The 26,647-nt window shown below is 40.3% G+C and carries 41 protein-coding genes; 4 read left to right on the top strand and 37 right to left on the bottom strand.

Annotated elements, in window-relative coordinates:
• Positions 1–93 precede the first annotated feature (93 nt).
• From K401_RS0122010 to K401_RS33270, 37 genes are all read right to left on the bottom strand, one after another.
• Positions 94–2,601, bottom strand: coding sequence for a DNA methyltransferase (locus tag K401_RS0122010; RefSeq protein WP_024294981.1), 2,508 nt, complete (start codon positions 2,599–2,601; stop codon positions 94–96).
• Positions 2,602–2,672: 71 nt separating this feature from the next.
• On the bottom strand, positions 2,673–2,852 hold the full coding sequence (locus K401_RS0122005; protein ID WP_024294980.1) for a hypothetical protein: 180 nt from the start codon (positions 2,850–2,852) through the stop codon (positions 2,673–2,675).
• Between the two features lie 48 nt (positions 2,853–2,900).
• Complete coding sequence (locus K401_RS0122000; RefSeq protein ID WP_024294979.1) at positions 2,901–3,401, bottom strand: hypothetical protein; 501 nt, start codon at positions 3,399–3,401, stop codon at positions 2,901–2,903.
• Between the two features lie 11 nt (positions 3,402–3,412).
• A complete protein-coding gene (locus K401_RS0121995; RefSeq protein WP_024294978.1) occupies positions 3,413–4,330 on the bottom strand; it encodes a site-specific integrase in 918 nt (305 codons plus the stop codon).
• A 16-nt stretch (positions 4,331–4,346) separates the two neighbouring features.
• Positions 4,347–4,511 carry a hypothetical protein gene (locus K401_RS33000; RefSeq protein WP_156945300.1) on the bottom strand — a complete coding sequence of 55 codons (165 nt, stop codon included), beginning with the start codon at positions 4,509–4,511 and terminating at the stop codon, positions 4,347–4,349.
• Between the two features lie 25 nt (positions 4,512–4,536).
• Positions 4,537–4,740: a hypothetical protein gene (locus K401_RS0121985; protein WP_024294977.1), complete on the bottom strand. Its 204-nt coding sequence runs from the start codon at positions 4,738–4,740 to the stop codon at positions 4,537–4,539.
• 37 nt (positions 4,741–4,777) lie between these two features.
• A complete protein-coding gene (locus K401_RS0121980) occupies positions 4,778–5,203 on the bottom strand; it encodes a hypothetical protein (RefSeq protein WP_024294976.1) in 426 nt (141 codons plus the stop codon).
• A gap of 16 nt (positions 5,204–5,219) precedes the next feature.
• Positions 5,220–7,259, bottom strand: a complete 2,040-nt coding sequence (locus K401_RS0121975) for an AAA family ATPase (protein WP_024294975.1) — start codon at positions 7,257–7,259, stop codon at positions 5,220–5,222.
• Positions 7,250–8,014 (bottom strand): hypothetical protein, encoded by a 765-nt coding sequence (locus K401_RS32030; protein ID WP_024294974.1) that lies wholly within the window; start codon positions 8,012–8,014, stop codon positions 7,250–7,252. Before K401_RS32030 ends, K401_RS0121975 begins: the two co-directional genes overlap by 10 nt.
• Positions 8,015–8,016: 2 nt before the next feature.
• Complete coding sequence (locus K401_RS0121965; RefSeq protein WP_024294973.1) at positions 8,017–8,490, bottom strand: hypothetical protein; 474 nt, start codon at positions 8,488–8,490, stop codon at positions 8,017–8,019.
• The gene (locus K401_RS32025; protein WP_024294972.1) at positions 8,471–9,226 is read right to left on the bottom strand and encodes a hypothetical protein; all 756 of its coding nucleotides are present in this window, start codon (positions 9,224–9,226) and stop codon (positions 8,471–8,473) included. Before K401_RS32025 ends, K401_RS0121965 begins: the two co-directional genes overlap by 20 nt.
• Positions 9,220–9,609 (bottom strand): hypothetical protein, encoded by a 390-nt coding sequence (locus tag K401_RS0121955; RefSeq protein WP_024294971.1) that lies wholly within the window; start codon positions 9,607–9,609, stop codon positions 9,220–9,222. The genes K401_RS32025 and K401_RS0121955 overlap by 7 nt, the downstream gene beginning before the upstream one ends.
• A gap of 15 nt (positions 9,610–9,624) precedes the next feature.
• The gene (locus K401_RS0121950) at positions 9,625–10,077 is read right to left on the bottom strand and encodes a single-stranded DNA-binding protein (RefSeq protein WP_024294970.1); all 453 of its coding nucleotides are present in this window, start codon (positions 10,075–10,077) and stop codon (positions 9,625–9,627) included.
• 51 nt (positions 10,078–10,128) lie between these two features.
• Positions 10,129–10,845 (bottom strand): hypothetical protein, encoded by a 717-nt coding sequence (locus tag K401_RS0121945; protein WP_034620161.1) that lies wholly within the window; start codon positions 10,843–10,845, stop codon positions 10,129–10,131.
• Positions 10,846–10,859: 14 nt separating this feature from the next.
• The gene (locus tag K401_RS0121940) at positions 10,860–11,294 is read right to left on the bottom strand and encodes a hypothetical protein (protein WP_024294968.1); all 435 of its coding nucleotides are present in this window, start codon (positions 11,292–11,294) and stop codon (positions 10,860–10,862) included.
• A gap of 96 nt (positions 11,295–11,390) precedes the next feature.
• Positions 11,391–12,146 (bottom strand): hypothetical protein, encoded by a 756-nt coding sequence (locus K401_RS0121935; RefSeq protein ID WP_024294967.1) that lies wholly within the window; start codon positions 12,144–12,146, stop codon positions 11,391–11,393.
• A 3-nt stretch (positions 12,147–12,149) separates the two neighbouring features.
• Complete coding sequence (locus K401_RS0121930) at positions 12,150–12,716, bottom strand: 4Fe-4S cluster-binding domain-containing protein (protein WP_024294966.1); 567 nt, start codon at positions 12,714–12,716, stop codon at positions 12,150–12,152.
• A 13-nt stretch (positions 12,717–12,729) separates the two neighbouring features.
• Positions 12,730–13,185, bottom strand: coding sequence for an MBL fold metallo-hydrolase (locus tag K401_RS32020; RefSeq protein WP_051464074.1), 456 nt, complete (start codon positions 13,183–13,185; stop codon positions 12,730–12,732).
• Between the two features lie 280 nt (positions 13,186–13,465).
• Complete coding sequence (locus K401_RS32015; RefSeq protein WP_024294965.1) at positions 13,466–14,041, bottom strand: NUMOD4 motif-containing HNH endonuclease; 576 nt, start codon at positions 14,039–14,041, stop codon at positions 13,466–13,468.
• A gap of 230 nt (positions 14,042–14,271) precedes the next feature.
• Complete coding sequence (locus K401_RS0121915) at positions 14,272–14,466, bottom strand: hypothetical protein (protein WP_024294964.1); 195 nt, start codon at positions 14,464–14,466, stop codon at positions 14,272–14,274.
• Positions 14,463–14,843 carry a beta barrel domain-containing protein gene (locus K401_RS0121910; RefSeq protein ID WP_024294963.1) on the bottom strand — a complete coding sequence of 127 codons (381 nt, stop codon included), beginning with the start codon at positions 14,841–14,843 and terminating at the stop codon, positions 14,463–14,465. The genes K401_RS0121915 and K401_RS0121910 overlap by 4 nt, the downstream gene beginning before the upstream one ends.
• The gene (locus K401_RS0121905) at positions 14,843–15,046 is read right to left on the bottom strand and encodes a hypothetical protein (protein WP_024294962.1); all 204 of its coding nucleotides are present in this window, start codon (positions 15,044–15,046) and stop codon (positions 14,843–14,845) included. Before K401_RS0121905 ends, K401_RS0121910 begins: the two co-directional genes overlap by 1 nt.
• Positions 15,043–15,417, bottom strand: a complete 375-nt coding sequence (locus tag K401_RS0121900) for a hypothetical protein (protein WP_024294961.1) — start codon at positions 15,415–15,417, stop codon at positions 15,043–15,045. The genes K401_RS0121905 and K401_RS0121900 overlap by 4 nt, the downstream gene beginning before the upstream one ends.
• Before the next feature lie 9 nt (positions 15,418–15,426).
• Positions 15,427–16,356: a recombinase RecT gene (locus K401_RS0121895; protein WP_024294960.1), complete on the bottom strand. Its 930-nt coding sequence runs from the start codon at positions 16,354–16,356 to the stop codon at positions 15,427–15,429.
• Between the two features lie 2 nt (positions 16,357–16,358).
• Complete coding sequence (locus K401_RS0121890; protein WP_024294959.1) at positions 16,359–16,946, bottom strand: HD domain-containing protein; 588 nt, start codon at positions 16,944–16,946, stop codon at positions 16,359–16,361.
• Positions 16,927–17,259, bottom strand: coding sequence for a hypothetical protein (locus K401_RS0121885; protein WP_024294958.1), 333 nt, complete (start codon positions 17,257–17,259; stop codon positions 16,927–16,929). Before K401_RS0121885 ends, K401_RS0121890 begins: the two co-directional genes overlap by 20 nt.
• Before the next feature lie 252 nt (positions 17,260–17,511).
• On the bottom strand, positions 17,512–17,742 hold the full coding sequence (locus K401_RS0121875; RefSeq protein WP_024294956.1) for a hypothetical protein: 231 nt from the start codon (positions 17,740–17,742) through the stop codon (positions 17,512–17,514).
• A complete protein-coding gene (locus tag K401_RS0121870; protein ID WP_024294955.1) occupies positions 17,743–18,141 on the bottom strand; it encodes a hypothetical protein in 399 nt (132 codons plus the stop codon).
• Complete coding sequence (locus tag K401_RS0121865; protein ID WP_024294954.1) at positions 18,138–20,141, bottom strand: AAA family ATPase; 2,004 nt, start codon at positions 20,139–20,141, stop codon at positions 18,138–18,140. Before K401_RS0121865 ends, K401_RS0121870 begins: the two co-directional genes overlap by 4 nt.
• 1 nt (position 20,142) lies before the next feature.
• Positions 20,143–20,598, bottom strand: coding sequence for a sporulation initiation factor Spo0A C-terminal domain-containing protein (locus K401_RS0121860; RefSeq protein WP_051464072.1), 456 nt, complete (start codon positions 20,596–20,598; stop codon positions 20,143–20,145).
• Complete coding sequence (locus tag K401_RS0121855) at positions 20,585–21,220, bottom strand: single-stranded DNA-binding protein (RefSeq protein ID WP_330363167.1); 636 nt, start codon at positions 21,218–21,220, stop codon at positions 20,585–20,587. The genes K401_RS0121860 and K401_RS0121855 overlap by 14 nt, the downstream gene beginning before the upstream one ends.
• Before the next feature lie 17 nt (positions 21,221–21,237).
• Positions 21,238–21,510, bottom strand: coding sequence for a hypothetical protein (locus K401_RS0121850; RefSeq protein WP_024294951.1), 273 nt, complete (start codon positions 21,508–21,510; stop codon positions 21,238–21,240).
• A gap of 52 nt (positions 21,511–21,562) precedes the next feature.
• Positions 21,563–21,742, bottom strand: a complete 180-nt coding sequence (locus tag K401_RS0121845; RefSeq protein WP_024294950.1) for a hypothetical protein — start codon at positions 21,740–21,742, stop codon at positions 21,563–21,565.
• The gene (locus tag K401_RS34255; protein ID WP_024294949.1) at positions 21,742–22,029 is read right to left on the bottom strand and encodes an AbrB/MazE/SpoVT family DNA-binding domain-containing protein; all 288 of its coding nucleotides are present in this window, start codon (positions 22,027–22,029) and stop codon (positions 21,742–21,744) included. The genes K401_RS0121845 and K401_RS34255 overlap by 1 nt, the downstream gene beginning before the upstream one ends.
• Entirely contained in the window at positions 22,026–22,355 is a 330-nt protein-coding gene (locus K401_RS0121835; RefSeq protein WP_024294948.1) for a hypothetical protein, read from the bottom strand. Before K401_RS0121835 ends, K401_RS34255 begins: the two co-directional genes overlap by 4 nt.
• 16 nt (positions 22,356–22,371) lie before the next feature.
• Positions 22,372–22,512 carry a hypothetical protein gene (locus K401_RS32995; protein ID WP_156945299.1) on the bottom strand — a complete coding sequence of 47 codons (141 nt, stop codon included), beginning with the start codon at positions 22,510–22,512 and terminating at the stop codon, positions 22,372–22,374.
• Between the two features lie 39 nt (positions 22,513–22,551).
• On the bottom strand, positions 22,552–22,713 hold the full coding sequence (locus tag K401_RS33270; RefSeq protein WP_166435290.1) for a hypothetical protein: 162 nt from the start codon (positions 22,711–22,713) through the stop codon (positions 22,552–22,554).
• 774 nt (positions 22,714–23,487) lie between these two features.
• On the opposite strand from K401_RS33270, the gene K401_RS0121810 reads away from it, so the two are divergent.
• The 4 genes from K401_RS0121810 to K401_RS0121795 all read left to right on the top strand — a co-directional run bounded on the left by K401_RS0121810 (position 23,488) and on the right by K401_RS0121795 (position 26,637).
• On the top strand, positions 23,488–23,814 hold the full coding sequence (locus tag K401_RS0121810; protein WP_024294945.1) for a helix-turn-helix domain-containing protein: 327 nt from the start codon (positions 23,488–23,490) through the stop codon (positions 23,812–23,814).
• 12 nt (positions 23,815–23,826) lie between these two features.
• A complete protein-coding gene (locus tag K401_RS32010; RefSeq protein WP_024294944.1) occupies positions 23,827–24,480 on the top strand; it encodes an ImmA/IrrE family metallo-endopeptidase in 654 nt (217 codons plus the stop codon).
• Between the two features lie 30 nt (positions 24,481–24,510).
• Complete coding sequence (locus K401_RS0121800) at positions 24,511–24,882, top strand: PH domain-containing protein (protein WP_024294943.1); 372 nt, start codon at positions 24,511–24,513, stop codon at positions 24,880–24,882.
• A 189-nt stretch (positions 24,883–25,071) separates the two neighbouring features.
• Positions 25,072–26,637: a recombinase family protein gene (locus K401_RS0121795; RefSeq protein ID WP_024294942.1), complete on the top strand. Its 1,566-nt coding sequence runs from the start codon at positions 25,072–25,074 to the stop codon at positions 26,635–26,637.
• Positions 26,638–26,647 lie beyond the last annotated feature (10 nt).

The raw sequence follows: 26,647 nt of genomic DNA, 5'->3' as shown, positions 1-26,647 counted from the left end.
CAATTCTTCAAATTTCTGTCTCCTTTCATACTCCTTCATCATTTTGATTTATTATACTTCACATACGGATATTATTCAATATTGGATAATATTTTAACTAATTATTTCTGGCATAAAGTCAAACAATGTAGGTGTATCTATATTGTCCTCTGCCGCCTGCAGGTATCCAACGCCATCTCTGAAATAATCCGGATTTAATTCGATTCCATATCCTCTCCGACCCATTTTAATAGCAGTCATAGGAACCGTCATAAGGCCCGCAAACGGATCCGCTACAAGGTCGCCTTCGTTGGAATATCTGTTAATAATTCGTTCTGCAATATCCAGCTGTAAAGGGCATACATGGAGCTGTGCTCTTCTCCGGCTCTGTGTAGTATTTAAGGTGCGCATACGGTTAATATCGTCCCATACTTCCCATGTCCAGCTTCCCGGCGCAACCACCATAAATGTAGCTGGGAGTTTACCTTCCGTATCAAGTTTCTTAGCCAGCTCTACATGCTCTTTATAATCATAAACATGGTCCCTGCTATATTTTCGATAAATAGCCTGAAGATTCTTTACTGAAACATTTTCTAATTCCTCTTTTCTAATAAGGCGGTCACCTGAAGATCTCCAAAATCCGTGAGCGTCTATCTGCCATTGCGCCCTGGTATATTCTTCTTTGGTCTTATGAACAGGGACATCTGCATAAGCTGTTGATCTGTCAGTAGGTAGTTTTCTAAAGAGTAAAATATATTCTGGACAACCTGCTCCCATTTTAGAACCGTCTTTGCATTGCTCGGTCCACCCAAGCCGGTATGTTTGATTGTTTTCCCTCACCACGTCTGTAACAATCGTAATCATGCCAAAATACTGAAAGCCATGTTTCATATAATGGCTAATACAAAGTGAATGAAACGGCTCTACAGTTGGCATTCCGGTCCCTGTTGCATTTCCGAAAAGCACACGGTCCTTAACATGAATAGCGGCCACTCGTCCAGGTTGCAGCATTCTAAAAAGTTCCGGTGTAAGGAAATCCATCTGCTCAAAGAATCTTTCTGTATCTTGATTATGCCCGAAATCATTATAATTGGCCGAATATTCGTAATGGTTTCCGAAAGGTATTGATGTATGAATCAGGCCAACACTGTTACTTTCCATACGCCTTGTTTCTTCTACGCAATCATCGTAAACTGCCGTATACTTCTTCCCTTTGACCTTCACTGTTTCAACTCCCATCTTCCGCTCCAAGCGTTTTTCTTTCCCTGCTGCTGACAATCCATACTTTCTCACAATCTCAATCATTTTTTCAACCATGTGATTGTGATTCTTCCACTTTTCCAGCAATACGTCTTTTATTTCTCTCTCATTTTCCATGTAGATAATATCAATAATTACCGACTTATCCTGGAGGAAACGGAAACATCTGTGAATAGCCTGGATAAAGTCATTAAATTCATAATCGATCCCCAGAAATATTTCTCTGTGACAATGTTTCTGGAAATTGCAACCAGATCCTGATAACTCTTTTTTTGTTGCGAAATACTGGCAACTGCCCTCTGAAAAGTCTATAACCCTTTGTTCCCTGGTTTCATAATCCTGGGAACCATAAATATCAACAACTCCAGGTACCGCTTTCTTAATTGCAAGTCTCTCCGCTTCCAGGTCATGCCATATAATAAAATGAGCCTCCGGATCAGATTCAAGAATCTCTTTCATCTTCTCCGTTCTAACATCAATACTCTCACGCTTTACCTGCGCTGCTTCTTTCAGGCCGGCCGCCGCTTCGTTAAATAACTGGAACTGGCCATCTCTATCTGCTGTGTCTCCGTAATTTATAGGAAGTTCATGCCACCTTACATCTAAAGGTGGAAGAATATATCCAGCATCTGAATAATCTGGATTTACATCAGAAGGCTTTGTAATAAATAATGCCCAGCTGCTCACCCATAACCAGAACTCATCTTCCATGTTCGGGTATAGGGTTAAATTATTGGCCTTTGTAGAATCCCGCTGAAAGAACCTTGTCAAAGCCTGCCCGGTATCCATAACTCCCAAATATCCTGCGTAGTGTATCAGTTCTTTGTATTTGTTCGGGCTAGGCGTAGCCGTGGCTACCAATTTATACGGAACCTCTTTGAACTTGTCCAAAAAGGTTTGATAAGTCTTACTTCCAAAGCTCCGGAGGACGCTGGCTTCATCAAGAGACGTTGCCGTAAAGTAGCTTGGATCAATATCTCCATCACGAACACGTTCATAATTTGTAATCAGAATACCGGCACCTGCAGCTTCAACTTCTTTCATAGTCCTAACATATACTGGCTTTTCATAACCGAGAATATTTTGAGCATCCCTTATGAATTCTTGCTTAACACCTAATGGACAAACAATAAGGGCTTTGCCGCCAAACTTTCTTATAACCTGATAACAGAATTCTATTTCCTGAACAGTTTTTCCCAATCCGAAACTTTCAAATAATGCCCGACAACCGCCCTTCAGAGCCCATGCAACTGCGTCACTCTGATGAAATTTCAATGCCTTGTTGATACTGCTACGATCTACTGTAAAACCCGTATCTGTTGCAATCTCAATCTTGGATTTCAAAAACTTTAAATAATCCATTTTTTCGAAAGGAACCCGGCGCGCCTGTTTTCCGGAAAGGTTCCGGCTCCTTTCTTTTTATAAATCAAATTTCAGTTTTGGTGACTTTCCTGGCTCATTCCGAACCACCTTACACCACGTAACGGTATTTGTCTGTTCTTTCCATCTGTCAAGCGAAGGAATAATAAATCACTCCCAAATCTCACCTCTGTAGCTTCAAAATCCTCCATATAACCATCCCACCAACGGACAGTAACTTTATTATTTTCCATGTTCCCCCTTCCTCCGGCTCAGCCGGATATCCCAATTTTCTTTATTTATTAGCATTGCTTTTGCATTATTAAGTTTATTCTATCAGTTTCGGCTTTCCTCCATGGGTGGTCTTTGGCAGTAACCACTGGTTTTGTTGCAGCCTGATCCGCTGGAATCCCCATCTGCAGGCGGCTGTATAGAGTGTGGTAACATATCCCGTTACTTTCTGCTTGAATTACCAAGTCTTTGGGGATTACCCTTTGCCTCGTCTTTCTGGTTCTTTCAATGCTTTCCGCTCTGCTGACCAGTGGTGTAACTGCTGCGGCCTCCAGCGTCCAGCCTCTTTGTGTTCTCCGCTTGTAGGTATTTGCACCAATCCCATTCTTTTCTGCTAATTGCTTATATATCTTGTATTCTTCACTCGTTGCCATTACAGGGGCAGAAATGGCATCTTTTGCTTTCCACCCCATTGCAATCCTGGAATTAACCGTCTGCCTGCATATTCCCGATTTTGCGGCATTTATGTAATCATCAGGAGAAACATAAGTCCCCCAAACATCACGCGACATTCCGCCACCTCCTATCCGCACAAACTGGACATGCAGTCCATTGCTTTATTCTTATCTTTTTCCTCCAGCTCCCGTATGATGTGGATATATGTATCCTGCGTTGTAGTGACGTTCGAATGTCCTAATCTTTTAGAAACGCTCGGAATTGACACACCGGCAGCAAGCAGGACGGAAGCGTGTGTATGTCTTAAACAATGTGCGGATATCACCGGCACGCCTGCCTCTCTGCAATATCTTTCCAGATAATTATTCAAGGTAGAATTAAATATCCGGTCTGCCTTATCAAAGAAAAACGGTTCATCTGCCGGAAATCCTTTGATCAACTGCTCAAACTGTTCTGCCAAACCGCAATCTATTGTTACCTCCCTTACAGAGGATTGATTTTTGGTAGGCATGAATCTTCCATTTGCAGATTTATAATTCCAGGTTTTGTTTACCCTTATCTTTTTATTGGCAAAGTCAAAATCATTCGGCGTTAATGCTAACCCCTCCGCAAACCTTAGTCCCGTTTTAGCCAGAAGCAATATAAGCCAATCGAATCCGACCCGATCAGGATGAAGCGGCAACACATTCAGCAGTTTTTCCAGTTCATCTCTGTTGAGATATTTCATTTTCTTTTCTGCCGGCATTTTCCCCCGGATTGCTACTTTCCGCGTAGGGTCCCGCTCTATTAACTTTTCGTCGTAAGCGTCCAGGAGACACGCTTTCAGCTGACGATGAAAGTCCATGACTGTCTGCTTTTCATGCGTAAGCGCATAGTCATTTATTAATTGCTGATACTCCCTGCGCCCTATTACTTTTAAATCCAGTGTAGGCGCCAGTTCTTTCAGCCGCATATATGTCATCCGGTACTTTGACAATGTCACTTCTGCCACCGTTCCGGCTTTGTATGCTTCGAACCAACTTTTAAAATATTCATAGAAAAGCATTTTACACTCCTCCCTACTATTTGTTGTTCCACAGCCTTTCCACTAGGTCCTGCGCATCGTACAATTTTGTTCGCCCTCTCTCGGTTAAACTGTTTAGTACAATTGTATTCCACACACACAGGCCGTCTCTCAATACTCTTAATTGTTCTTTTGTTATAACAACCTTTTCATCAGCTTCCATATGCGTTCCTCCTTAAAATATTAATTTAACAATTTTGAATCTTCTTCCCGCAATCCGGGCATTTCCCGAATGCACCATCATTTACTGGCTGAGCCTGAATCTGTTTTTGCAAAGCACTTATAGCCATTTCAAGGGCCATCTTCTCTTTCACAGCATTTATTCCCGGCTTTGTTATGGACAAGCCAAATCTCATATTTGCAAGGGTTCTTTCCGCTAAATATTCTGTCATACCTTTACTCCTCTCTATCCTGATTTTTAATTCTCGATTAAAATTCGGCTATAATGTTTCCACTATTATCTAAATAAATCAATTCATAATGTGGGTGACAATTCTCTTTGTGACAGGTTCCATCAAAACATATATCCAGGTTCATACTGTCATTTGAACCAACAATGGTTCCTTTAATATTTCCTCTGCTTTTGGATTTCAAAATCACCTTCATTCCCATGAACGCAAACGTGATATTACGGTATTCTTTCATTTGCTCAAATTGTTCAACGTCACCAAACAAATCACATGGTCTGAATTTATGGACCAGTCTTATACTTTTTACAAATCGTAAAAACTCTGCAAAACTGTCAAAAAAATCTCCCATTTCTAAGAAAAAATTATACTTAGCTTTTCCCGGTGTTTCACCGTAAGCAGTTGCCGGCATATCATATCCTGACAAAGTAATTACGTAAGTATTCAAATCACCCTTTCTCCTCTCAATCGAAGGGAATCTCGCCCTGCTCCACATTCAGGAACCCATCATCTGATTTATTCCAGCCATAGATTTTATTTTCGGCCGGATAATTCTTCAGTCGCTTGGTCTCCTGCTCATAATGCAGTGGTACAAAATGATCCTGTGTACCACCATCACGATCCTTTGCGATTTCTATTACGTTGGTTGCGTTGAATAATGGGTTATCATCTTTCCACCCGAACATCTGCTTGCCAAGTCTCTTAAAATCATTGTTTACCCGGTGGACTATTAAAGCATTGTCAACGGCATTCCCCAGATCCGCAGTTCCGGAAATATCATCTAATCGCAGGAATCCCATTGCTTTTCTTGGGTGTGCCACGAATAGCACATGAACATTATGTTTTTTAGCAATCCGCTGCATATCCAGAATGAAGGCCGTCTGTGCTTCAAATTTGTTATCTGATAAGCAAAGGATATTGAATGCCATTAGATTATCTAAAATCAGTAAGTCCAGTTTCTTTTCCTCAATGGCCTTCTCAAATTGTTCTGCCACCGCCCGGTAATCATTGCCGTAATCGTTGTTGTACAGGTAGAAATGCTGCCCTAGCCATTCTGCAATTTGCTCTTTATATTTCCTGGAGACGTTGTAATATCCTTCAAACTGCGTAGGCTCCGTATACCCTTTTCCGGCTGCCTGCAGGTCCATCCACCTCATGAAATTCTTAGGAGCCAGCTCCCCAGAAAAGATACCGACATTATTTCCAGATTCTACAGCATCCAATGCCATTTCAGATATGACACTAGATTTGCCGGAGGCTCTCAAACCAGACATAACTGTAACATAGCTTTTCTTCAATCCCCTAAGCTTCTTGTCAATGTCAGCAATTCCGCTTTTAACAAACCGTTCCTCTGGTACCTGCAAATCCAGAATATTCCTCGCTGTGAAGAAAACCGGATTCCCTAGAACCGGAACTATACTCTGAACTGGCCTTTGCTGAACTGGCAGCCTTGAATAGATCTTCCGTTCATACTCCTGCTGCCGCTTCTCATAAGCATCTGGCTCAAATAGTTTTCTCACGTCCTGCCATGTCTTATCCGAACACGAATTGTGAAAGCAATGAAATCCAATGGCTCCGGACCGAGTCTGAAAAATGCAAGCATCTTTCCCTTTATGGTTGCTGTCAAAAGGACATTCGTCCAGAATGAATTTAGTCCCGTCACTATAGCTGGCTTTTCTGTATCGGATATTATACCGTTGTAGCCACTCCTCTAAATCAAACTCCCTGGGATTGTAATTGTTATACTTCTGAGGCTTTTCCTGCTTCTCTGGAATCATTGAAGCTAGCTTTTCCAGGTATATCCTATCTGTTGGCTCCCTGCTCCCCTCTGAAAGCAGATGGCTTAGCCTGTGGGGATTCTGCTCCGTGTTACTACCCTTACGGGCCATGGTCCCATACAATTTACAAATACGGGAAGGATTAAAGTTTGTGGTATCAATTTTCAGTTCATCATCACTGAAAAACATATCCAGCGCCGCTAAGCACTTTTTAACCAAAGCCTTGTTTTCCTCGTTATTGGCAATCTGTATCCGATAAAGCAGGTGAATACCGTTACCGCTCAATGCCGTTACCGGATCATTGAATCCAAGATTCCTCATGAACACATAAATCTTATTGCCACGTTCCTTTGCCACCTGTAACTGCTCGTCCGAACTAGATACACCGGCCGGCCGTTGAGGATCAACATCTATGAAAAGCCATTTATACCCCACAACATCATTGTCATTCGTTGTATTCTTAGCATTCATGACGAACTTTTCTCGCTGCTCCCGTGAATAACAATCTTCTTTTACCTTTCCCAGGGTTATGTAAATATTGCTGTCTGTAGAATTCAGCCTACAAAGCTGGTCAATCAAGGATTCCTGAGATTTAAAGTATCCGCTGTATACTTTCCGGCCATTTGCCTCCAGACAACGGACCTCAAACAATTCACCCTCTGGCTTTAGTACGTTGATTGTTTTTCGGATTTCATCAGGTTTGAATACTTTCTGTCCTACTGCCATACCTCTCCACCATCATCTACAGGTTCCGGATCTTCTGGCTTGTTTTCAAGATAATTACCATCAAGCACTTTTGGAAAGTTGTTTGGCCGGATAAACCAATCAAAGGTAATGACCCAGCCTCCCTTGCTTTGCCCAAGGAGGAACGGGCTATATCGAATGTTTTCGATGGCCTTTAGAACATCATCAATTCCATAATCCCTGATCCGAACTTTTAACCATTCACAGCGTTGTGATTCCGAAACCAATCTTGTTACATGCTTCACTGCTGGCAAAGAGTTCCAAGCCCCAATGACGCGTTGCACGTCAGTGCTACGAACAGTATCGTTAGATACTGTATTATTATCTGGTTCTTTATTTGGTTTATTATCTGGTTTTATATCTGGTATAGGTCGGACATTATCGCCCTTTCCATTGGACGTTTTTGTCTCTTCCATTGGACGTTTTTGCACAATGGATAATCCCTTTTGGGACAATGCATACCACAAAGTACGATCATAGGCATTCTCATTATAATTTCCGGTAATGATAACTTCCTCTTCTCGTAAATGTTTCAGCGCATTCTTTATCTGCCGTTCAGATACATAAGAGAATAATTCATTAAATGCCCTTGTGCTGTTATACGTCCAATAAGTACCATCAAAAAAGTTTTGTTCATTTGCACGATTCTTTTCAATCCAATAAAAAATATGATTGAGGAGAACTGCTTCTAAAATCCCATATTCTCCTGCTATCTCAGAGTCAAAACTATGTGTCATATTTACACCCTCCCGTCAATTTCCACTTGCTTTTGAGATTTCTTTTGATGATATCTTAACCGCGCATATTCCAGTTTCCTTTCAGCGTTTCTTTGATAATAATCACTTTGATACTGTTTTCTTTCGCTGGAATGCGATTTTACATATTTCCGACACTTTTTTGTATTTTTATCCGTATCATACTCAGCCCGTCTTTTATCCAGAATTTCTTGCCGATACAACTTATAATAAGATTGGTTATACTCATGCCGATCAACATATTTTCTGCTTGTTCTTTGGGCCGCCGTTTGACGGCCACTATAGTATTCCTTTCCAGCATTTCTGTGCAATTTTTTACCATTCCACGCTTCAAAATGTTCGTAATCTCGGCTATTAGACTCAGAGAAATCTTTTGTTTCCAGGCGATCATATCTGCAATCAATATAAGGGCAATTAAAGCAATCTGGATAACAGCACTTAGGAGGTCTTTTCTGCATATTCATTCACTCCTAAAAGTTCTAAAATCTTAGCCCCGGAATCTTCCGGTTTGCAGAAAAGAAACTTACAACCATATTTTAATTCCATAGTCAGACAAGCCTTTTCTAACCATTCTCCGGTAGCCGCATAAGGATATTTCCTGACCTTCTTATATATGGGCTTACCATTTTTCCAAAAACCCAACATCTGATTACTGTTAACCAACTTATCAAGCCTGGGATTATGCCAATGAAATAAATCATCTAAGGAAGTAACCTTGTCTTCATTCTCAACCAAAATGTAAAGCCGTATTCCACTATTCTGCGCCCTTTTAAGCCCCCGGTGAAAGAATCCGTGTCGCTTAACATAAAGAGCCTGAAATAAGACTATGATGCCCTCAGGTATGGCATATTTGCAGCAAACCTCATTAATATCTTTTTCTGCAAATCGATCTGTGTCATCATCACAAATCGCATGATATACATCATTAGCAAGATCAAAAGAAATTCGCTTATTTTCACAGATTTCATACACTTTATCTTTCACTTCTTTTTTTGGCATTTGCTTAACCTGGATATCACCGATAAGCTCATGAATATCTTTTTTGGTGTCTATACAAACACTCTGATTAGCCGGGAGAGTATAATCCCCGCAATATAAAGCTGTTCGATTATAATGAATTCCAACACGTCGGAAGTACTCATGCTTAGTCTCATGCTTCTTTTCCTGCTGTCTGGTATCTTCCAAAATCAGCAAATGGAATCACCTCCTCTGGGATAATAGGTTCGCTCACTTTCAAGCCATTTCTCTTCTTCTTTCTGATCCCTAACCATGCTACGCAATTTGTCAATGAAGGTTTTATTTGCCTTGTCAGAGTAGAACTTTGCAATCCGCTCAAGCTTAAGAGATCTGTCTTTCGCCGCTCTGCGCCTGTTCCGGCTGATATTGAATTGAGTGGCTATTTTACTCCGCTCTTTAGCGTTATTTTCAAACTCAATAGCATGGACAAAGTCCTGATGTTTTTTATCTTCTGCGAACATTTCCGTACAGGCTGCCTGATATTCTTTCTGGCAGTCAGCCAGATAATCCAGGAAATCTTTTATTACTTCGGAAGGCTTTGGTTCGTTTTTCTTTTTCACATGTGGCACCCCCTATTAGTTAAAAGGCAAGCCTTCGTCTTCAACGCCATCAGGAATGTTCATGAATCCTTCTCCAATGGAGTTGGACGGCTCAGGTCTGCTTGTGGCCTGATTACCGCCACCGGAATCCCCTGAAGAAGCATTCTTGCTGTCAGCAAACTCCTGCTCATCAACAATGATATCTGTTGTATAGACCTTTACGCCGTCCTTATTTGTATAACTGCCAGTCTGGATTCTGCCAGAAACAAGCACCCTCATTCCCTGGCGAAAATATTTCTCTGTAAACTCTCCGCCTTTGTCAAAGGCTATACAGTTAATGAAATCTGCTGTTGGCTGTCCTTCCTGTCGCTTGCTCCCCCTACGATCAACGGCAAGAGTATATCTTGCTATTGCCATAGCACGTTCACCCTGGGAATATCTCACTTCCGGGTCACGGGTCAGTCTTCCGCATAAAATCACTCTGTTCATACTATGTCCTTCTTTCTCCGCCGGCCCATTACTGAACCGGCGGTAATGATGTTATGAAATCACTGTAAAATGAGGTAATTCTTCCAGAGCAAAGCCAAGATATTTTTTGATATTTCTCATGGCTTCATTCTTCCAAGCGCCGCCATCAGCTTCAAAGATGGCACATTCTACACCATTATTTTGACGCATACGGAATATAAAGGCGCTCTCGGGCTGATCCACTTCAACGAAGGTACGGAACGGTTTCAGGTTAACCGGATTCGGAACAATTGCTTCGCCGACAGAAGTTATTCCTGTTTTTATTGTAGCTTTTTGAGTAACTCCGTCGTCCCCGTATTGAGCAATAGATTCATCTTTCACAGTACCGGCAAATCGTAACAGCAACTCACGGTCTTTGTTCTCAATGAATTTTGACTGTAAAGCAATGATGAAACTTTCATGATCCATATATCTTCCGTACCCAAATTCCGGAATCATGGCTTTCACACTTACAAGACATTCACGTTTCCGATCTGAATCAAGGCAGGAAATCAATTTGACTTCCGTAGGGGACACCACCTGCACCAACATTTGATCTGACATCTCAACAGTAAATGACTTGGCATAGTCTACCAAACTGGTAAGAGTATTCATCTCAATGGCAGCCGCACGAAGATTATTGTCAACACGATAAATCTCCTTATCGGTATATTTATCTCCGTAAATATCCAGGAGCTTTGCTTCTTTTAATCCAACCACATATTGTAATGCTTCTTTTGACATATCCATAATTCATATCCTCCTTAAGCCTGCTTGGCCGCTCTCAAATCAACTACTTTGCCATCTGATTCTTCTTTGATTTCTCCGGTTTCAGGATCAACAATCTTTCCATCAACCTTTAAATCTCCCTGCGGTGTCTGGTAATCTTCCAGAGACATCTGACCTCGTAGCTGCCCGCCGTACTCCTGCGCGAAAACCTTACCGGTCTTTAAATCCTTACCGATTGCCATTCTGGTAACGATAGGCTTAACAGGAGCCAGCTTTGTTTCAACAGAAATGTTTACTTGAGTATCATCTCTGTCCTCATTCTGTTCAAAAGTCAGCTTAATGGTAATAGCTCTTTTGTTTTTATAAGGAGTATTGGGATCCTGCATATTCTGTAACACCTTTTCTTGTGCTACTGTATACAGTTCCTGCAAACCGCCATCTGCCAGTTCTTCCAACTTTACTTTTGCCATGATATTTTCCTCCATTGGCTCGATTAATAAGTTACATTTATTTCAACCCGGGTTAAAAACGTCTTATAGTTTTGAATGGGATTTCGCCCATATGAATTAACTCAATGTAAATTCCGGCTTCTCTTCCGGTTCAATATCATCCGCACATTCACTTTCCGTATCCAGAATGATTTTAATGAATCCTCTTTTCAAAACAGAGAGGAATATTTCGAAGTCACTGACATTTCTCAATGAATTGATTTCAATGGAATCAGAACATTTTAAAATGCCCCATTTATCCTCATTACTATCTTTGTAGAGTTTGACTTGGCAGTTTAAATCTTCATCTTCATCGCAAGAGAATTTCACAAAGCAATCATCAAAGCTGGATTTAAACCATCCTTTATCCTCATGTTCTACTACCATGTTTGCTGTTACGTTCTGATAATATGGCTCTCCGTCCTCACAGTCCGCTTCTAAGTCGCTTGTATCCACATTCTCTGATACATGCTTACAGTACCGTTCAAAGATATCTGAGAGCTTGATTTCCTTGTATTCCGGTTCTTTCATGATAGACTGGAAATTTTCCAACATTTTCTTGTTATCTATCAGGTCTGTACTGCTTACAATTTCAGTAAGACAGGAATCCAGTTTCACAACATACTGGTTAAAATCATGCTGTTCAATTACTGGCAGCATTACTTCTTTTACTTTGGCTTCAATGACCTCTTTAGCTACCCCACGATAGCCAAACAAACCGTCAAGCGCTTCTGAAATGCCTTTCTTTAACTTTTCCTCAATGATTTTTTCAACTGTTCCATCATTCAACTTTTCATTGAGAACACTAATTATTTTTTGCTCAAAAGTATCCATCTTCTACTCCTTTTCCAAATCGTAATATATCAACTCCTCGTTATCAGGCAGCGGACATTCATCGTCTTTCCATACCAAAGATTTAATGCTTGACCAATGCTTTGTGCCGGTATCATATAAACCGATAATGCTTAGAACTTCCTCGGTATAGCACCGGCTGTCAATCAATAGACGGTCAGAACGGTTATGCTTCCGGTTATCAAGATTATCCAGAAGAAATTTGTTTAGCTTACGGACATCACTCAAATCTTTCTGTGACGGTTTATGATGTAAGGTATATGTAATTCCATTCACCTGCCGCAAAACCGCTCTATCTGCCCATCTCGCCGTCTTAATGCAGGACGTATAAAGCCAAATCTTACCCTTATATCCGTTTGCCCAGAGACGGTGAATCATTTCCACTACTTGAGGGGCAATTTCCATTGGTTCGCCGCCAGTAATGACCAGCTCCTTATATTTCAATAAATCCTTAAAATTGACCTCCGGTACATCGCCTATATGCTCATTACAGCAATTTGGACAATTCCGGGGACAATCGTATGTAACAATTACTCTCGCAACGTCTTTCATGAAACTCCTTTCATCAAAATGGATCTTTATTTACTTCCACAACAAGCCCAGGTACCGCACAATCCACATTAACGTTGCGGCCAGTCTCTTTCTGCATTTCATTGATAAAATACTTACCAGCACTCGAACCGGCTCCCAGATGGCACATTATGACGGTTCTAAGGTTTGGTGACTGGTTCGCTTTAATTGCTCCAATACAGGTTTCAAGGGAAGCGTGTCCCAGGAGCTTATGTTCGTAGTTCGGGATCTCCTTATCAATGAACTGCACCTGATAATTTGCTTCAATAAGAAAGTGCTGAATCTGCTGTTTTTTAAAGTTGTACGGAATGTATTCATAATCTGTGGCAAATAGCAATCTTCCCATTTCCTTATGTTCAATTAGATATCCAAAGTTCGGTGTTCCGTTATGTGGAACAAAGAAAGGAATAACTTTGAATCCTCCAATATGAACCGCTTTAAACTCTAGCACGTTGTAAAACTGTGCTCCGGGGACTTCTCCCACGGCTCGTTTTGTTTCATCGTTGGTATATACCGGGATTCCGGCTTTTAGAAAATCTTTAGTATTATTAGAGTGGTCGCCTAACCATGTTCATGAGATAGTAAGCAACCCTTAATCTTTAGAATTTGCCAATCAATGGCTTTTTTAACTTCAATGAAAGGTTTTCCGCATTCTAACAGGAGAGTTTCATCTTTACCCTGCAAGGCATATGCGTTTCCTTTTGAACCAGAGGAGATACATTTCAAGAACATTACATCACCTGCCTCTCTACTTTATATTTCCAAACATAGCCTCCGGCAGATTTTCTAGTTCTCCCTGGCTTATATTCCTCACCGCTTGCTACTTGTAGAATGTTTCTTTGACACACTCCAGTGATTTTTTCAGCTATGATGGAATTAGGGAAACAAGCCAAGTAATTTCCCTGTTTATCATACATTAAAACTTCTTTTGGCTTTTCATATTGATTGTAGTAATTAATACCAGTAACAATTTGTGGGTGTTCTTTTAAGGTTTCTTTATAATGTTTCATTGGGTGAATTATTTCTAAGTTAGAAACCATATTGTTTTGCTTGTTTCCATCTTTATGGTGAACATGGTATCCTTTGGGTATTTCTCCAATAAAAACTTCAGCAACCATTACATGAATCCGCTTCGTATGTCGCTTCCCACCTTGATCCAGAAGATTTACAGTAAAATACCAACCATGCTGATTCTTTAGTGAAATGATTTTCCCATATTTATCAGAACAGTAACTTTTTAATCTTCCCATATTAGAAATAGAATAGCGTCCTTCAAATCCGCTTATCCATTTCCATTCCTCAGTCATTAAATCACTTCCTTTTATTGAGGGCATATCCGTTTCCTTTACTGGAACTGCCGATTACTTTTAATACCATATCAATCGACCTTTTCATTTTGGGCTAATGACCATTTTCTTGCATTATAGATAGTCTGGCAGATACATTCAGCTACACTGTTTGCCACTTCTTCTTTCCCGGACAATCTGCGAACATAGTTTTCGCCACACACAAGGCAGGTGATTTTTCTTACACATTCCTATATCTTCCAAACTGTATATATATCAAATACCTCGGTCATTTTCCCGGTATATCCAGAGTTTCCAAACCACTTATGCCGGACCTCTGCCAAAACGGATTGAGTATCTTCTCTGATTAAAGTACCTTTTAATTCTTCCTTGACCTCTGCCATAATTTCGGCTTTTAACTGTTCTTTTTCCTCGGCTGATATCATTCTTCCACCTCGCTTTTCTCTAAAATTTGCTTTGCTTCCCGAAGTGCAACCAAGCTAAAAACTCTTTTCGAAAAGATACTTTTAAAGGAATCCCGAAACCAAGCAAGTAATTCTTCTTTTTCAAGACGATTTACAATTTCCTCTCTTGAAAGAAACAATTTATGCTCCGGTGAGTAATTTGAATGTTCTTTGAAATTATCCTCTATCTCAAATCGAACATTTCTCGAATAATAACCAGGAGAAACAGTGATATACTTGTTCCCGATTCCGGTAACAGTGGCTTCCATTATAAGTTCCTCACCATGCTTACCCCTGGCGGCATTGCACAAAAGTAGCAGATACACTGTTTGGCCTTTATGGAAATCTTCTTTCTTCATTACTCCATCTCAGCCTCCTTCTCTAAATCTTCAAGATAAGAATCTAAGTCAAAATAACATTCATCTAACCCATCTGCACACGGCGGAAAGATTGGGCCATCTGGGCCACCTTTTACACCACCCGAGCAATCCAGACTAAATGTACAATACTTGCAAAGTACTTCTCCATCTAAGTTGTCAATTATTTTTTGTGCTTCGCTCATTCCTCCACCTCAATTTCCTCATCTGCCGGGAAGCGGAATATCTGGGGCAGCATATGATATTCAACGCGCCCATCACCTTGACTTGGCACCATAATCTGACCGCCAACCATGGATTGTTTTAAATCCTCTAAGTCCGTTTGGGAGAAACCACAATCTGAAATAATCAGGCTTGGCATTATGCCGATATACTCCCTATGTAACATCTCCATGGCTTTCTGAACCTTTTCCGGGGAAGAATATTCTCCCATGAGGAATGAACATGTACTGCTATTAGTTGAAGGAATTTCAGCTGTTATCATGCCACCTCTAACGGATATGATACACTGCTCATACGGAGCGTCATATTTACCATTCTGCGAAACAATCCTCATGACACCCTCCTATGCCCAATCAGGCTTCTGCGGCTGAGCTGCCGGTGCTGGCTCCGGTTTGGATCCTGCCTGTTGATCTGGAACTTCTTCACCTGCAGGTGATTCTTCCTGTTCAACCGGCTCCTGCTCCTCTGGCATTGGAAACTCCTGAGCATTTGCGTAACTCTGGACATCATGGGCAACATCTTCTGCCACTACATCTACAGAATCAATATCTTCTGCCTTATCAGCTGCTTCAATGGTAAACACATCACCATATTGCTGTACAATCTGCTTGCAAGCCCTGGAAGTAACTGTTTTCTTAACCATCATGTCAGTAAATTCCGCATGGGTTCCGCTGTTTTCCTTATAGCCATAACCTTTCTTCCATGCTGTCTTAATCTGATTAATATTCATCACTTCCATGTATGTACTGCCGTCATCAAGGACAACTATGCAATAGGCACCTTTGATTTTGGTCAGATCGATATTCTCAAAATCCTGTGTATGCTCATCAAGAATCTTTCGACCATTTTCAATATGGTATTTGAACGTATCTCCTTCATAGATAACCTCTGCATTAATATCTTTGGCACCATATCTGTGAGCCATGGCTTTATGTCCATGATAGGATACCTGACACTGCAACTTCCCGCCGTAGGCTATTGGATAACACTGCCGTTTCTGCATTGACAGGCCCATTGTCACCATATCCATGAGTGCATTAGCAATGCTGGCCTGAGAGCATGTTTCCAGAACATATTTACCGTTTCTATCCTTCGTCTCCTTTAAAATGAGATACGCTCCCATTAAAGCATTTGTTGGATTATAATCTGCCGGGAATGTAAGCCCGTATTCCTGCTTCTGTTTTAGCTGCGCACTTAAACCGTCAATAAATGGATTATTTACAATAAGAGCTGCCTGCTGTGTTCCTGTTGCCATCACTTCCTGTTTTGCCATATCTATTTCTCCTTTTCCAATAAATAAGTTGCTTCCATATCCGCTTCATGCAATGCCAGGACCAGAGGATACTTCTCCATGGCTGTCCCCAGGGTATTCCAAAGTTCTTTTGGCTCATATGAACCCATGTGCCAACGAATGGCATATCTTTCAGCCGGTAACAGTTTTATGTATTCCTCAATCATCATGACACTCTTCTCGCCATGCCCGTAGGGTATGAGGTCATTCACTGTATAAAAGGGAACCGACACCCAAGCACCGGATTCATCTTTTTTGTTCCGCATTTCCGTGGTGTAGAAATATGTTTTGCAAAGGTCATGGAGTAAAGAAGAGATTACAATACTTTCACTCTGTACATTTACTAATATTTTGTGCCAAATAGCATTGTAGCTTGCTTTCTTCTCTGCTAAGCATTCAAGAACATTAATGCTGTGTTCCAACAAACCGCCCTCATACGCTCCATGGAATCTGGTACTGGCCGGAGCCGTATAAAAATCACTCTTGCGAATAAATTCAAGAAGGTTTTCAATTCCCGGACGCTTTGTTTCCAATAACAACTTTTCGAATCTTTCAACTAATTCCTGGTTCACTGTTTTTCTCACTTTCTTTTCTGATTGCCTTATGAAATGCTCCCCTGTCAAGCCAATGCAAGACAGTTGATAACTGCGTATGTTTAATGACTTCAATGTGCCTTGTCTGGTGATACCACATAACCCACTTTTGTTTCAAAAGTTCATCAAGTGATGTGATTGGAACACCTTCCATAAATAATCGTTTAGATTTCAGATAATCCTTGTGTTTCTTGATATTTTCACATTCAGCACAAGGCGATTCGTAAGACGGGTAATGTTTGCCATTATGCTCCCAACTCAAAGCACAATATCTACAAGGATTCTGTTTCATAAATCCTCCTTAATCTCGGTCAATCGCAATATGACCAGTTGCAATGAGGGCAGCCAGTGATTAACTCACTCCCGGCCTTTTCAACCGATATCCCCTTGGATAAATTTCCGCTACGATTTTTACCTTCAGCATAAATCTGCTGATTGCATCTCCAGCAAATACCACTTTCGGGAGCGAAATAAGGGTAGTTATACTCTTTACAATAATGCTCCTGTGCTATTCTGGAAGAATATACATTGAAATGCTCATTGGTCATACTTCCTGTGCCTCCTCTGCTGGCTCCTTGCCATCAATAACCTTGATATTTTCCTCACCATAGGAATTTACCCATTCCATGTCAATTTTCCCATCAACGACGATCCCATGGCCGCCGCCGGGCAAAAGAACCTTGTCACCGGGGACTACAGGTTCAGAGGAACGAAAAGTGTATGTACCGCCAGATGGTTTTCCGTTTTTGATGTACCTTGCTTTAATTAACTGCATTTAGATTTCCTCCATTTCCTTTTCAAGACTCCTAATTTGCTCATCAATGATACTTTTAAATTCATTGATTAATCGCTTCATGCTTAAAGCACCAAGGTCAGTATTGTCGGCAATCACTCCACTCCCATAGGAAAGTCTAAATTCTACAGTGTAGCATTCCGGCGGCAGATTGATGGACTTTTTTAAATCATTCAAATGTTTTATCTGCTGCATGATTGGTTCAGCTTTTTCAAATTGTGCTTTTTTCACCTTAGCTTTTCCTCCACTTTTTCCCAACAATTCAGCGACTTTATTCAGATGTACCATATCCTCATCTGTCAGACGATTAGCCACCGCAATTAATATTTTTATTGCATGAATGAGCTCCGATATACGAATCTGACTGTCATTGGTCATCATTTAATCTCAACCATCAACTCTTTGTTATCAGCTCGGCTCATTACGATTAATTGACTGTCACATACCGGGAGCCGCCATGGATCAAGGCTCTCCCCATCATCAAGAATAACCGGACACTGAATACCCACGATTTTCTGAATGGTCAGGGCGATAATCATCATGGCTTCAATCTTCCTGCCGTGGTTCGCCGTATTGTCATGGATCTCATAGCCGTCAATCCTTGGAACACAATAATCTTTTTTATATCCACCGTTCTTAGCAAAGGCAAATAAATCCCATGTCACCCTACCGCCGAAGTAGCTGTTAATTGAATCAACCAAAAGTTCATTTTTCTTTTGGTCAAGCTGATCCAGCAAATCAAGGATTCTTTCACAATTAGCCTTTGACTGTTCTTTCTGCAACTGCTCATTCCGCAGGAAGGTTAACCTCTCTTCCAGTTCCACATTCTTAGCCATTCTGGTAATTTTCTCTTTCACAGAATCCAGTTCGGCCTGAATTTCGGCTTTCTGGTTCCGAAGCGTAGCCCGATAATCGGCACCCGTATTTACGGCCCTTAAAGCTTCTTCCTTTTTGGCAATCTCCTGGCAAAGGGCTTCATATTCCTGGTTCTCTGATAAATCTATCTGAGTGGGGAGTGCATTCATTTCTTCCAGCGCCTTATTCTTTGCACTATTGGCAGTAACCTTCTGTTCATTTGCAGATTTTAAACGGTTTTCGACCTCAGCAAGATCAATACTTTCCAGATTTTCAATGTCCGCTTTTAACGTTCTGCCTTTTTCAGAAATGGAAGTTAAAAGATCTAATTTCCGCTGCTCCCATTCCTTTTTATCATTATCATACTGCTGACGGTGTCGCTGGCTGTTTACCTCATACTGTTCCTGCTTTTGATTCTTAACTGACTCTGGCAAATCCTGCCCGCAAGTAGGGCAAATAAATATATCAGAACCCAAATCAGGTAGTGGCGTATAAGAAGGAAAAACATTCTGTGAAACATTGGTGTATTCAACTAATAAACTGGCCTTCTGCTCCGTTTTTCGCTTTATAGCCTCCAATACCCTCTGCTTATCCATTTCAGCCATAGTTGAATCATTCATAGCCTTCCTAAACTGCATTTCTGCTGCATCAATGCGCCTTTGGATTTCTTTCTTCTGCTCCATTAGTTTCGAATTGCCTGTCCGTTCTATTTCCGAACGTTTAAACTGTAATTCCATGATATCCTTGGTCCTGGAATCATGCAGTTTAGCCTGCGCAAGTGAATCTTCTTCCTGCTTTTCGATATTTGAAATTTGATGCTGCAATTCATTTTTCTGTAATTCCAACTCCGCAGTATCAATGTCCTCTACGATTTGACGATTAACTTCATCAATACGACCAGGATACCCAGCTATCTCCTTATTCAATTTCAGTACACTGGCCTTATTCATGGAAGAAATCTCATCAATGTTATACTTCTCAAGCAATGGTACCAGATCTGCAAATTCCGAATATTTTTTCACAATGTCGTTAATGGAAATATCCTGCGGCAGCTTGAAGAGAAATTCTCTCATTTCCTTTGGTTTCTTTGCCAGGAATGCTCCGATATTCATGCACATGAGCAGATCGTCGAAATCAAAGTCAAAATATCCGATGAAATCTTTTAAGTTCTTCTCCACACCATTGATGGAATATGTATTATCATCAGAATAGCTACCGTCTTTTTTAGTGGTCCGTTTCTGGACTTTCTTCGCAATGATTTCTTTCCCATCAACTTCCATAGTGATTTCACCGACCACCGGGACATCTGCCACAGGGATCTTGTCAACTTCCCGGCGCACCTTCGGATTACTGGTCAGGTCATTGCCTACCCCATGAAGCACCCACATAAGCAATTCGGCAATGCTGGACTTACCCAGGCCGTTTGCACCTCTAATATGGGTAATCTTGTCCCCAAACTGCACATCAAAGCTTTTGAATCCCTTGAAGTTTTCGCAGTGTGCACTAATCAACTTTACTACATGCATTTCAATTTTCCTCCCTCAAACTCTTAATAAATTTCTGGACAGCCAAAATCATATCATCTTCCAAAGTCTGATACGGATCCGTCCCTTTCTCCGGATTGGATTCCGGCATTACTACCTGCATTTCAGACGAATTTTCTTCCATTTCTTCTTGCTTCAAACGATAATAGAGAAGATTTAACAAATTGGAATTAGTAGCATTATCAATGGATAAATACTTTTCAACCAATGAAAGTTTCCCCTTTGTTACTACAATTCCAAACGCATGGCGGATAGCTCTCTCAACGCCAGTACCGGTTGTGTTATGCCTTTTAGCAATCTCTTCATATAAGGCCATGATTTTAATGCCACAAAATTCGGAATCAAATAGTCCCATAGCTTCAGCTATGTATTCAAGCCCATTGACCGAAGCTGGCATTCCCATTTTAATCAAAATATCTTTTGCTCTATCTTTTATCATCTTCCGGTACCTCCATCTTTGAAACGGAAACCTCATAAGCAGTGCGCTTTATTTCTTTCGTGTCACTGAGTTTCTTAATGTACTCCCGGCTCTGAATTCTTCCATATATTTCCAGTCGAGTGCCGACAAAAAGCCCTGAGGCGTATTTTGCGTTTCTCCCCCATGTAATGCAAGGGATATAATCTGATTTGGCATACGGACGGTTTACCGCCAGAAGCAAATCTGCAATTTCTCTCCCTAATGGAGTTTTTCGATAAACCGGAGGCTTGCACAAGAAACCATTTAATGTGATTAAATTTGTCTTGGTGTAATCTGTAAATTCCTCTTCCAAAAAATTAACTTCTCTTACGAACACCGAAAGAATAAGTCTCTTTCTTTCTGGTCCAGACTGGTTGTAAGAGCGAAACTGTCCGATGACCTCAATCGTGTCACCCATGGAAATCTCGTTTTTATCAATCAGGCGTTCTGAGATCGTAAGCGGAATAATGTCAACCTGTTCACTGAGACGCTTAACAGAAAGGTCCACTGTATAGAATCCTTCACCAAACACCTCATGGCTGTATGTAAATCCGGAAACAATCTCTCCGATTAATGTAACAGTATTATTCTGTATAGTACTCATATTGTCTGTTATCCTCCTTATTTAAGTTCTAAATCTCTTTTTATGTTCTCGTACATCAGTTTTAAAATAAGAGCCTGTGCCATTTTATTTTCATTTGCCTTTTTAACTGTCTCTGAAACCAAACATTCACAGCCAAAAAGTAAAACAGATACATGTCCCTCCATTTTGATTTTCGTGGTTGCGTCCATTCCATGTTCTTTCTCAAAAGAAATTGTCGCAGGTGCTTCGCTTATTTCTTTATTCCGGTCCGTCATCCGCTCCATAAGAACCGCTTTTAATAATTCATCCATCTTGATTTTCTCCGTTCTCCCCTGTATAATAGAGGTGTAAATTAATTTTCAGTTACCTTGATTCCCTGGGAGTAGCCGCTCCTGGGGTTTCTACTTTTTCAGCCATATCAACCATGGTAAGGCCTCTTAGAATGGCACTAATCCATTGATTTTCCATGCTCCAGTTAACCTGAACTGGTCCGTGATCATCAATAGCCTGTAAAATGATCTCAGCTATTTTCCGCTTGTCCATCACAGATCCTCCTTAAGAGCCTTCTGAATATCTCTGATATATCGTCTGATATCTCCAGTTTTCTCCGGACCTAGATCTGCACTTAATTCCTCTACTTCTTTAGCAATGGTAGATAATAAATCTAAAAGGACTGTCTGCGGGTAATACTTTTTAAGAAGCACGCCTTCTTCTGTTACTAAGATTTCCATGGGGGAACCTTCGGTCACTCTTATGTTTCGCCGTATCTCCCTTGGAATAACAATCCTCCCAAGATCGTCAATTCTTCTTATGATGCCAGTTGACTTCATGATTTTTCTCCTTTCTTATCATCAGCAAATGGATCAGGGCAAAACACCTTATCACGCCATGTCAGTTTCTTGAAATTTGCTTCACACGTTGGACATTTGTGGCCTACAATAACGGCATCTGCCGCACCGGGATAATAACCTCCCAAGCTATCACCCATCTGATCTCCACATCTTGCACAATTAAAATATCCGAAGCAAAATGTCTGAATTTTACTGTGCCCGATAAGGCTACAGGTAATTTCTTTCTTCTGGTCCTCATCAGTAACGCCTAGAGCATCTAGTTTTTTCAGTAATACTTCTTCACTCTGAATTTCTATCTTTGCCATCTTCCCTCACCTCATCTCAATCTTCATCTTCTGTTCCAACAATTCGGCCATCATTAATACATACCGGATACCAGTTTTCAAGCATAATCTGTTTGTCCATCTCAAAAACTGGAACTAAATTGATATCTGTCTGCTCTGCATTTGTAAATCTGCTCATTTTCCATTCACCTCCTCCTTGTCCATCGTGCCCGCCATATCAGGCGGTTCCGCTTTGCTTTTCCATGAGCTGTCTTTCCAATGCTCTGGATACAATTTTCCCCGCATTTTCGAGAATCTCTTTTTTTCTCACTTCATCGACAAGGTAGTCATCATGAATTTCAATTGTACAATTATCAAACTTGTATTCCTTTACTTTCATAAAGCACCTCTTTTTAATCCCTTTAATTGATACTATGTGGTACGGTTTGTACTTGTTTCCAGCCAGACACTACGTCCTTATATAATGAGTTCAACGAAATATTGGCAACTTTACTGCAAACACAGCAAAAACGAATCCCAATATGATGGTATACAGCAGTCCCATTCTCCCCCAACCTACCTCGCTGTGACCGTGCCAATATGACATGATACACAACAGGCAGGTCATTAAATACACAGGTACTATATTCCAAGCATTCACAGAATTAAATCTCACCTCCCCGCTTATCTCCCCTTTTTTCATTGACACGTCCATATGATAGTGGTATATTATAAGCATTCGAACGTGTGTTCTTTGTATTAGGCTGACAACTTCTCTTTATCAAACAACCAGTTGAAGTCATACTCGGGGAAAAACACTTTCTTCATTAGTAGCGCCTCGCTAACGGTAAACTCTGTTTTTACCACTCCTTTGCACCTCTCTGAGACTGTCCTTAACTGACATTGAAGCAGTTCAGATATTTGCGTGAACGTTATTTTTTTCTCATTCATTGCAAACAGAAGGTTTTTATACATATTCTCACCTCCAATCATCTGCGCAACTGCGCTAACCTTGCTTATATGATACGCTCAATTGCACGTATTGTCAAGGGCTTTATTCGTGCAATTGCATGAATATTTTAATCCATGATCACATTTGCGTATTTGCGAAAATTTTGCTTTACTTTTTGCGTAATTGCGCGTATACTATTATTGTATTAAGTGAGGTGGAAAAATGGAAAAAGCTAGAATATTAGAAAAATTGATTAATGATACTGGACTCAGCAAAAGAGCCTTTGCAGAAAAATGTGGTATTTCAGAGAGTACTCTTTATTCTATTTTAAAAAGAGGTGTCGGTGGAGCTAGTGTTAACATCGTTATATCCATTTGTAAAGAATTGGGTATTACTGTTGAAGGGTTAGATGAAATGGCAAAAGGTGCAGCAAAAACTATACATGAGCCGACTTATGAAGACATCCAAAGTCTTATCGCCAGGAACGGAAAGAAACTCACGCTTGAACAAAAACAGGACATTATAAGAACTCTACTGTCCGATGATTAAAGGGTGATTTTGTTGGAGCAATGCAGAATTATTGAAAAGACATTAGAAGTGTACAAGAAATGCAATATTAAAAGTTTCCCTATTGATTGCTTTAAGATTATCAAAGGTTTAGGGATTCCATTATACAAATATTCGGAACTCCCTGGGCCTAAAGCCAGAAAGTGTCTTTTGGTTAGTAATGACGCTTTTACTCTTCAAGGTGTAATTTTTTATAACGATGAATTTCCCCACAAAGAACGACAACGTTTTTCATTGATGCATGAAGTTGGTCATATTGTTCTTAATCATGTGGGAGAATGCCCAAAAAATGAGAAAGAGGCTGACTTCTTTTCCAGTAATATATTGGCTCCCAGGCCAATCATGCAGTATTTGCATTGTGAATCGGTAAAGGACATCTATAATACATTTAATGTTTCATGTATGGCTGCTAACCGGATAGCAAGAGATTATAAAATTGATTATGTAAGGATAAAGAGCGATTTACATAAAAGTATTTGCAACTGGTTTTTCCCACGTAATATTTCTGATATCCCAATCCAAATAGATCCGGTACCTGAATGCTCAACATATGATTCCAATTTCTTTAGTACTCATCGATTTCTTATGGGTGAAGGATATATTTTTGAACAAGCGGAGTTTTACCATTTGCATGGTCATGGGTTTTAATAAAAAAACAAAAGAAAGAGGAAAATGAGTATGATTGATTTTAAAAATGGATCCTTTGTAAAATTAAAAAAAGTAGATAATTCTATAGCAGATGGAGTTACCAAGCTTTATATCTCTGGTGAGGAGACGATAGGATGCTACAAAGGAATGCGCGATTATGTTGTTTTTACGAATAAGCGTATTATCTCTGTAAATGTTCAAGGAATGACAGGCACAAAGAAAGATTTCACTTCGATGCCATATTCCAAAATACAAGTATTTTCCGTAGAAACATCTGGGGTATTTGATTTAGACAGTGAATTAGAAGTATATTTCAGTGGCGCAGGTAAAGTAAAATTTGAATTTACAGGTTCATGTGATATAGAACGAATAGGTCAACTTATAGCTTCTTATACTTTATAGACTAATAAACAGCAAAAACCGCCCAGTGCTACCAACACCGAACGGCTTTGCAGAGATACTATTATCCGGTTAACACCAGAATATATAATACCAGTATGACACTCGCATTATAACATCCTTGGTGCAACCGGTCAATGGGTGTTATTTTTATGCCCTTTTTTACGTACATTTAACAAGGAGATGATACAATTGACGCTAGATCCCAATGGTAAGTATTATATGTACTTACGCAAGTCACGTGAAGATGTAGAAGCAGAGGCACACGGAGAAGGCGAGACTTTAGCTAGACATGAGAACCGTTTGAAGGAGCTCGCTAACCATTTAGGAATTTCAATTTCTAAAGTTTATCGCGAGGTTGTGTCCGGAGAAACTATTGCCGCAAGGCCAGAAATGATGCGTTTGCTTACCGATATTGAAAACGATCAACCGAATGGTGTTCTAGTCGTAGAACTGGAACGTTTGGCTCGTGGAGATACAAGGGACCAGGGGCTCATTATGGAAACTTTCAAATATGGCAATACAAAGATAATTACTCCGATGAAAACCTTCGATCCCAACAATGAGTTTGATGAGGAGTATGCTGAATTTGGACTTTTCATGAGCCGGCGCGAATATAAAACAATTCGTAGGCGATTACGAGATGGAAAATACAACACTGCCAAGGAAGGGAAATGGCCTTGGGGAAAAGCACCATTTGGGTATGAACGCTATAAACTAAAGGGACAAAAAGGCTATAGCCTTAAAATAGTTCCCGAAGAAGCAGAAATTGTGCGTTTGATTTATGCTATGTATACTGCAGGAACTCCAGAAACCTATAATAAACCTATCAGTGTTACTGCTATCGGTAAAACACTGGACAAAATGTTTATTAAGCCTAGGTATAGTGAGACATGGGCTCATAACGTCATACGTGATATCTTGCTTAATCGAACATATATTGGAGAAATACCAGCTGGCAGACGCAAAATAGTCAAGGTCATGACTAATGGCACTGTTAAAAATTCTACGCCAATCAACAAAGATTGTGATTATTTTCCTGCATTACATGAACCTATCATTGATAAAGAAACCTTTGATCTGGCACAAAAAGTATTCAATTCTCGATCTAAACCCCCTGTTTGGCTAAGTGGAACAATCAAAAATCCTCTTGCTGGACTTCTAAAATGCCAAGGCTGTGGGTATACAATGATTCGCCGTCCAGTTAGTGGAAGAATTAAACAAGAATTGTTCTTATGTAAGAAATGCGATATGCCCGGAGCCGCTGTTGATGATGTAATTGATAAATTAATGTTAGCATTGAGATCTTGGCTTGCTGATTATCGCATCTCCATTTCCTCTCCTCAACTTTCAGTTGTTGGAATAGCTATTACGCAGACCAAAATAAATGAGACTATGGATTTTATAGATAAGCACAAAAAACGGTTAGACAAGGCATATGAGGCATTTGAGACAGGGGTCTATGATGCAGATACACTGAAGAATAGGGTGGAAAAAATAAGAGAGGAAATAAATTCCGCACAAAATGCACTAGATGAACTACTTAAACAACAAAAACGCCAAGAGGATTTTGAGAAAAAAAGAACGTTGCTAATACCGAAAATAGAGTTTTTACTAGATAATTTTAATACGTTAACACCAGAAGAACAAAATACTTTATTAAAGGAGGTCTTGGAAAAGGTTGAATATTCAAAAGAAAAGCGCGGAACCAAGAAAGAAATCCCAGATTTTAACCTTAAAATTTATCCGAAAATTTAGTGTGTCAAAT

The organism is Lacrimispora indolis DSM 755, assembly GCF_000526995.1.
GTDB classification, from domain to species: domain Bacteria; phylum Bacillota; class Clostridia; order Lachnospirales; family Lachnospiraceae; genus Lacrimispora; species Lacrimispora indolis.
This window is presented reverse-complemented; position numbering and strand designations above follow the sequence as displayed.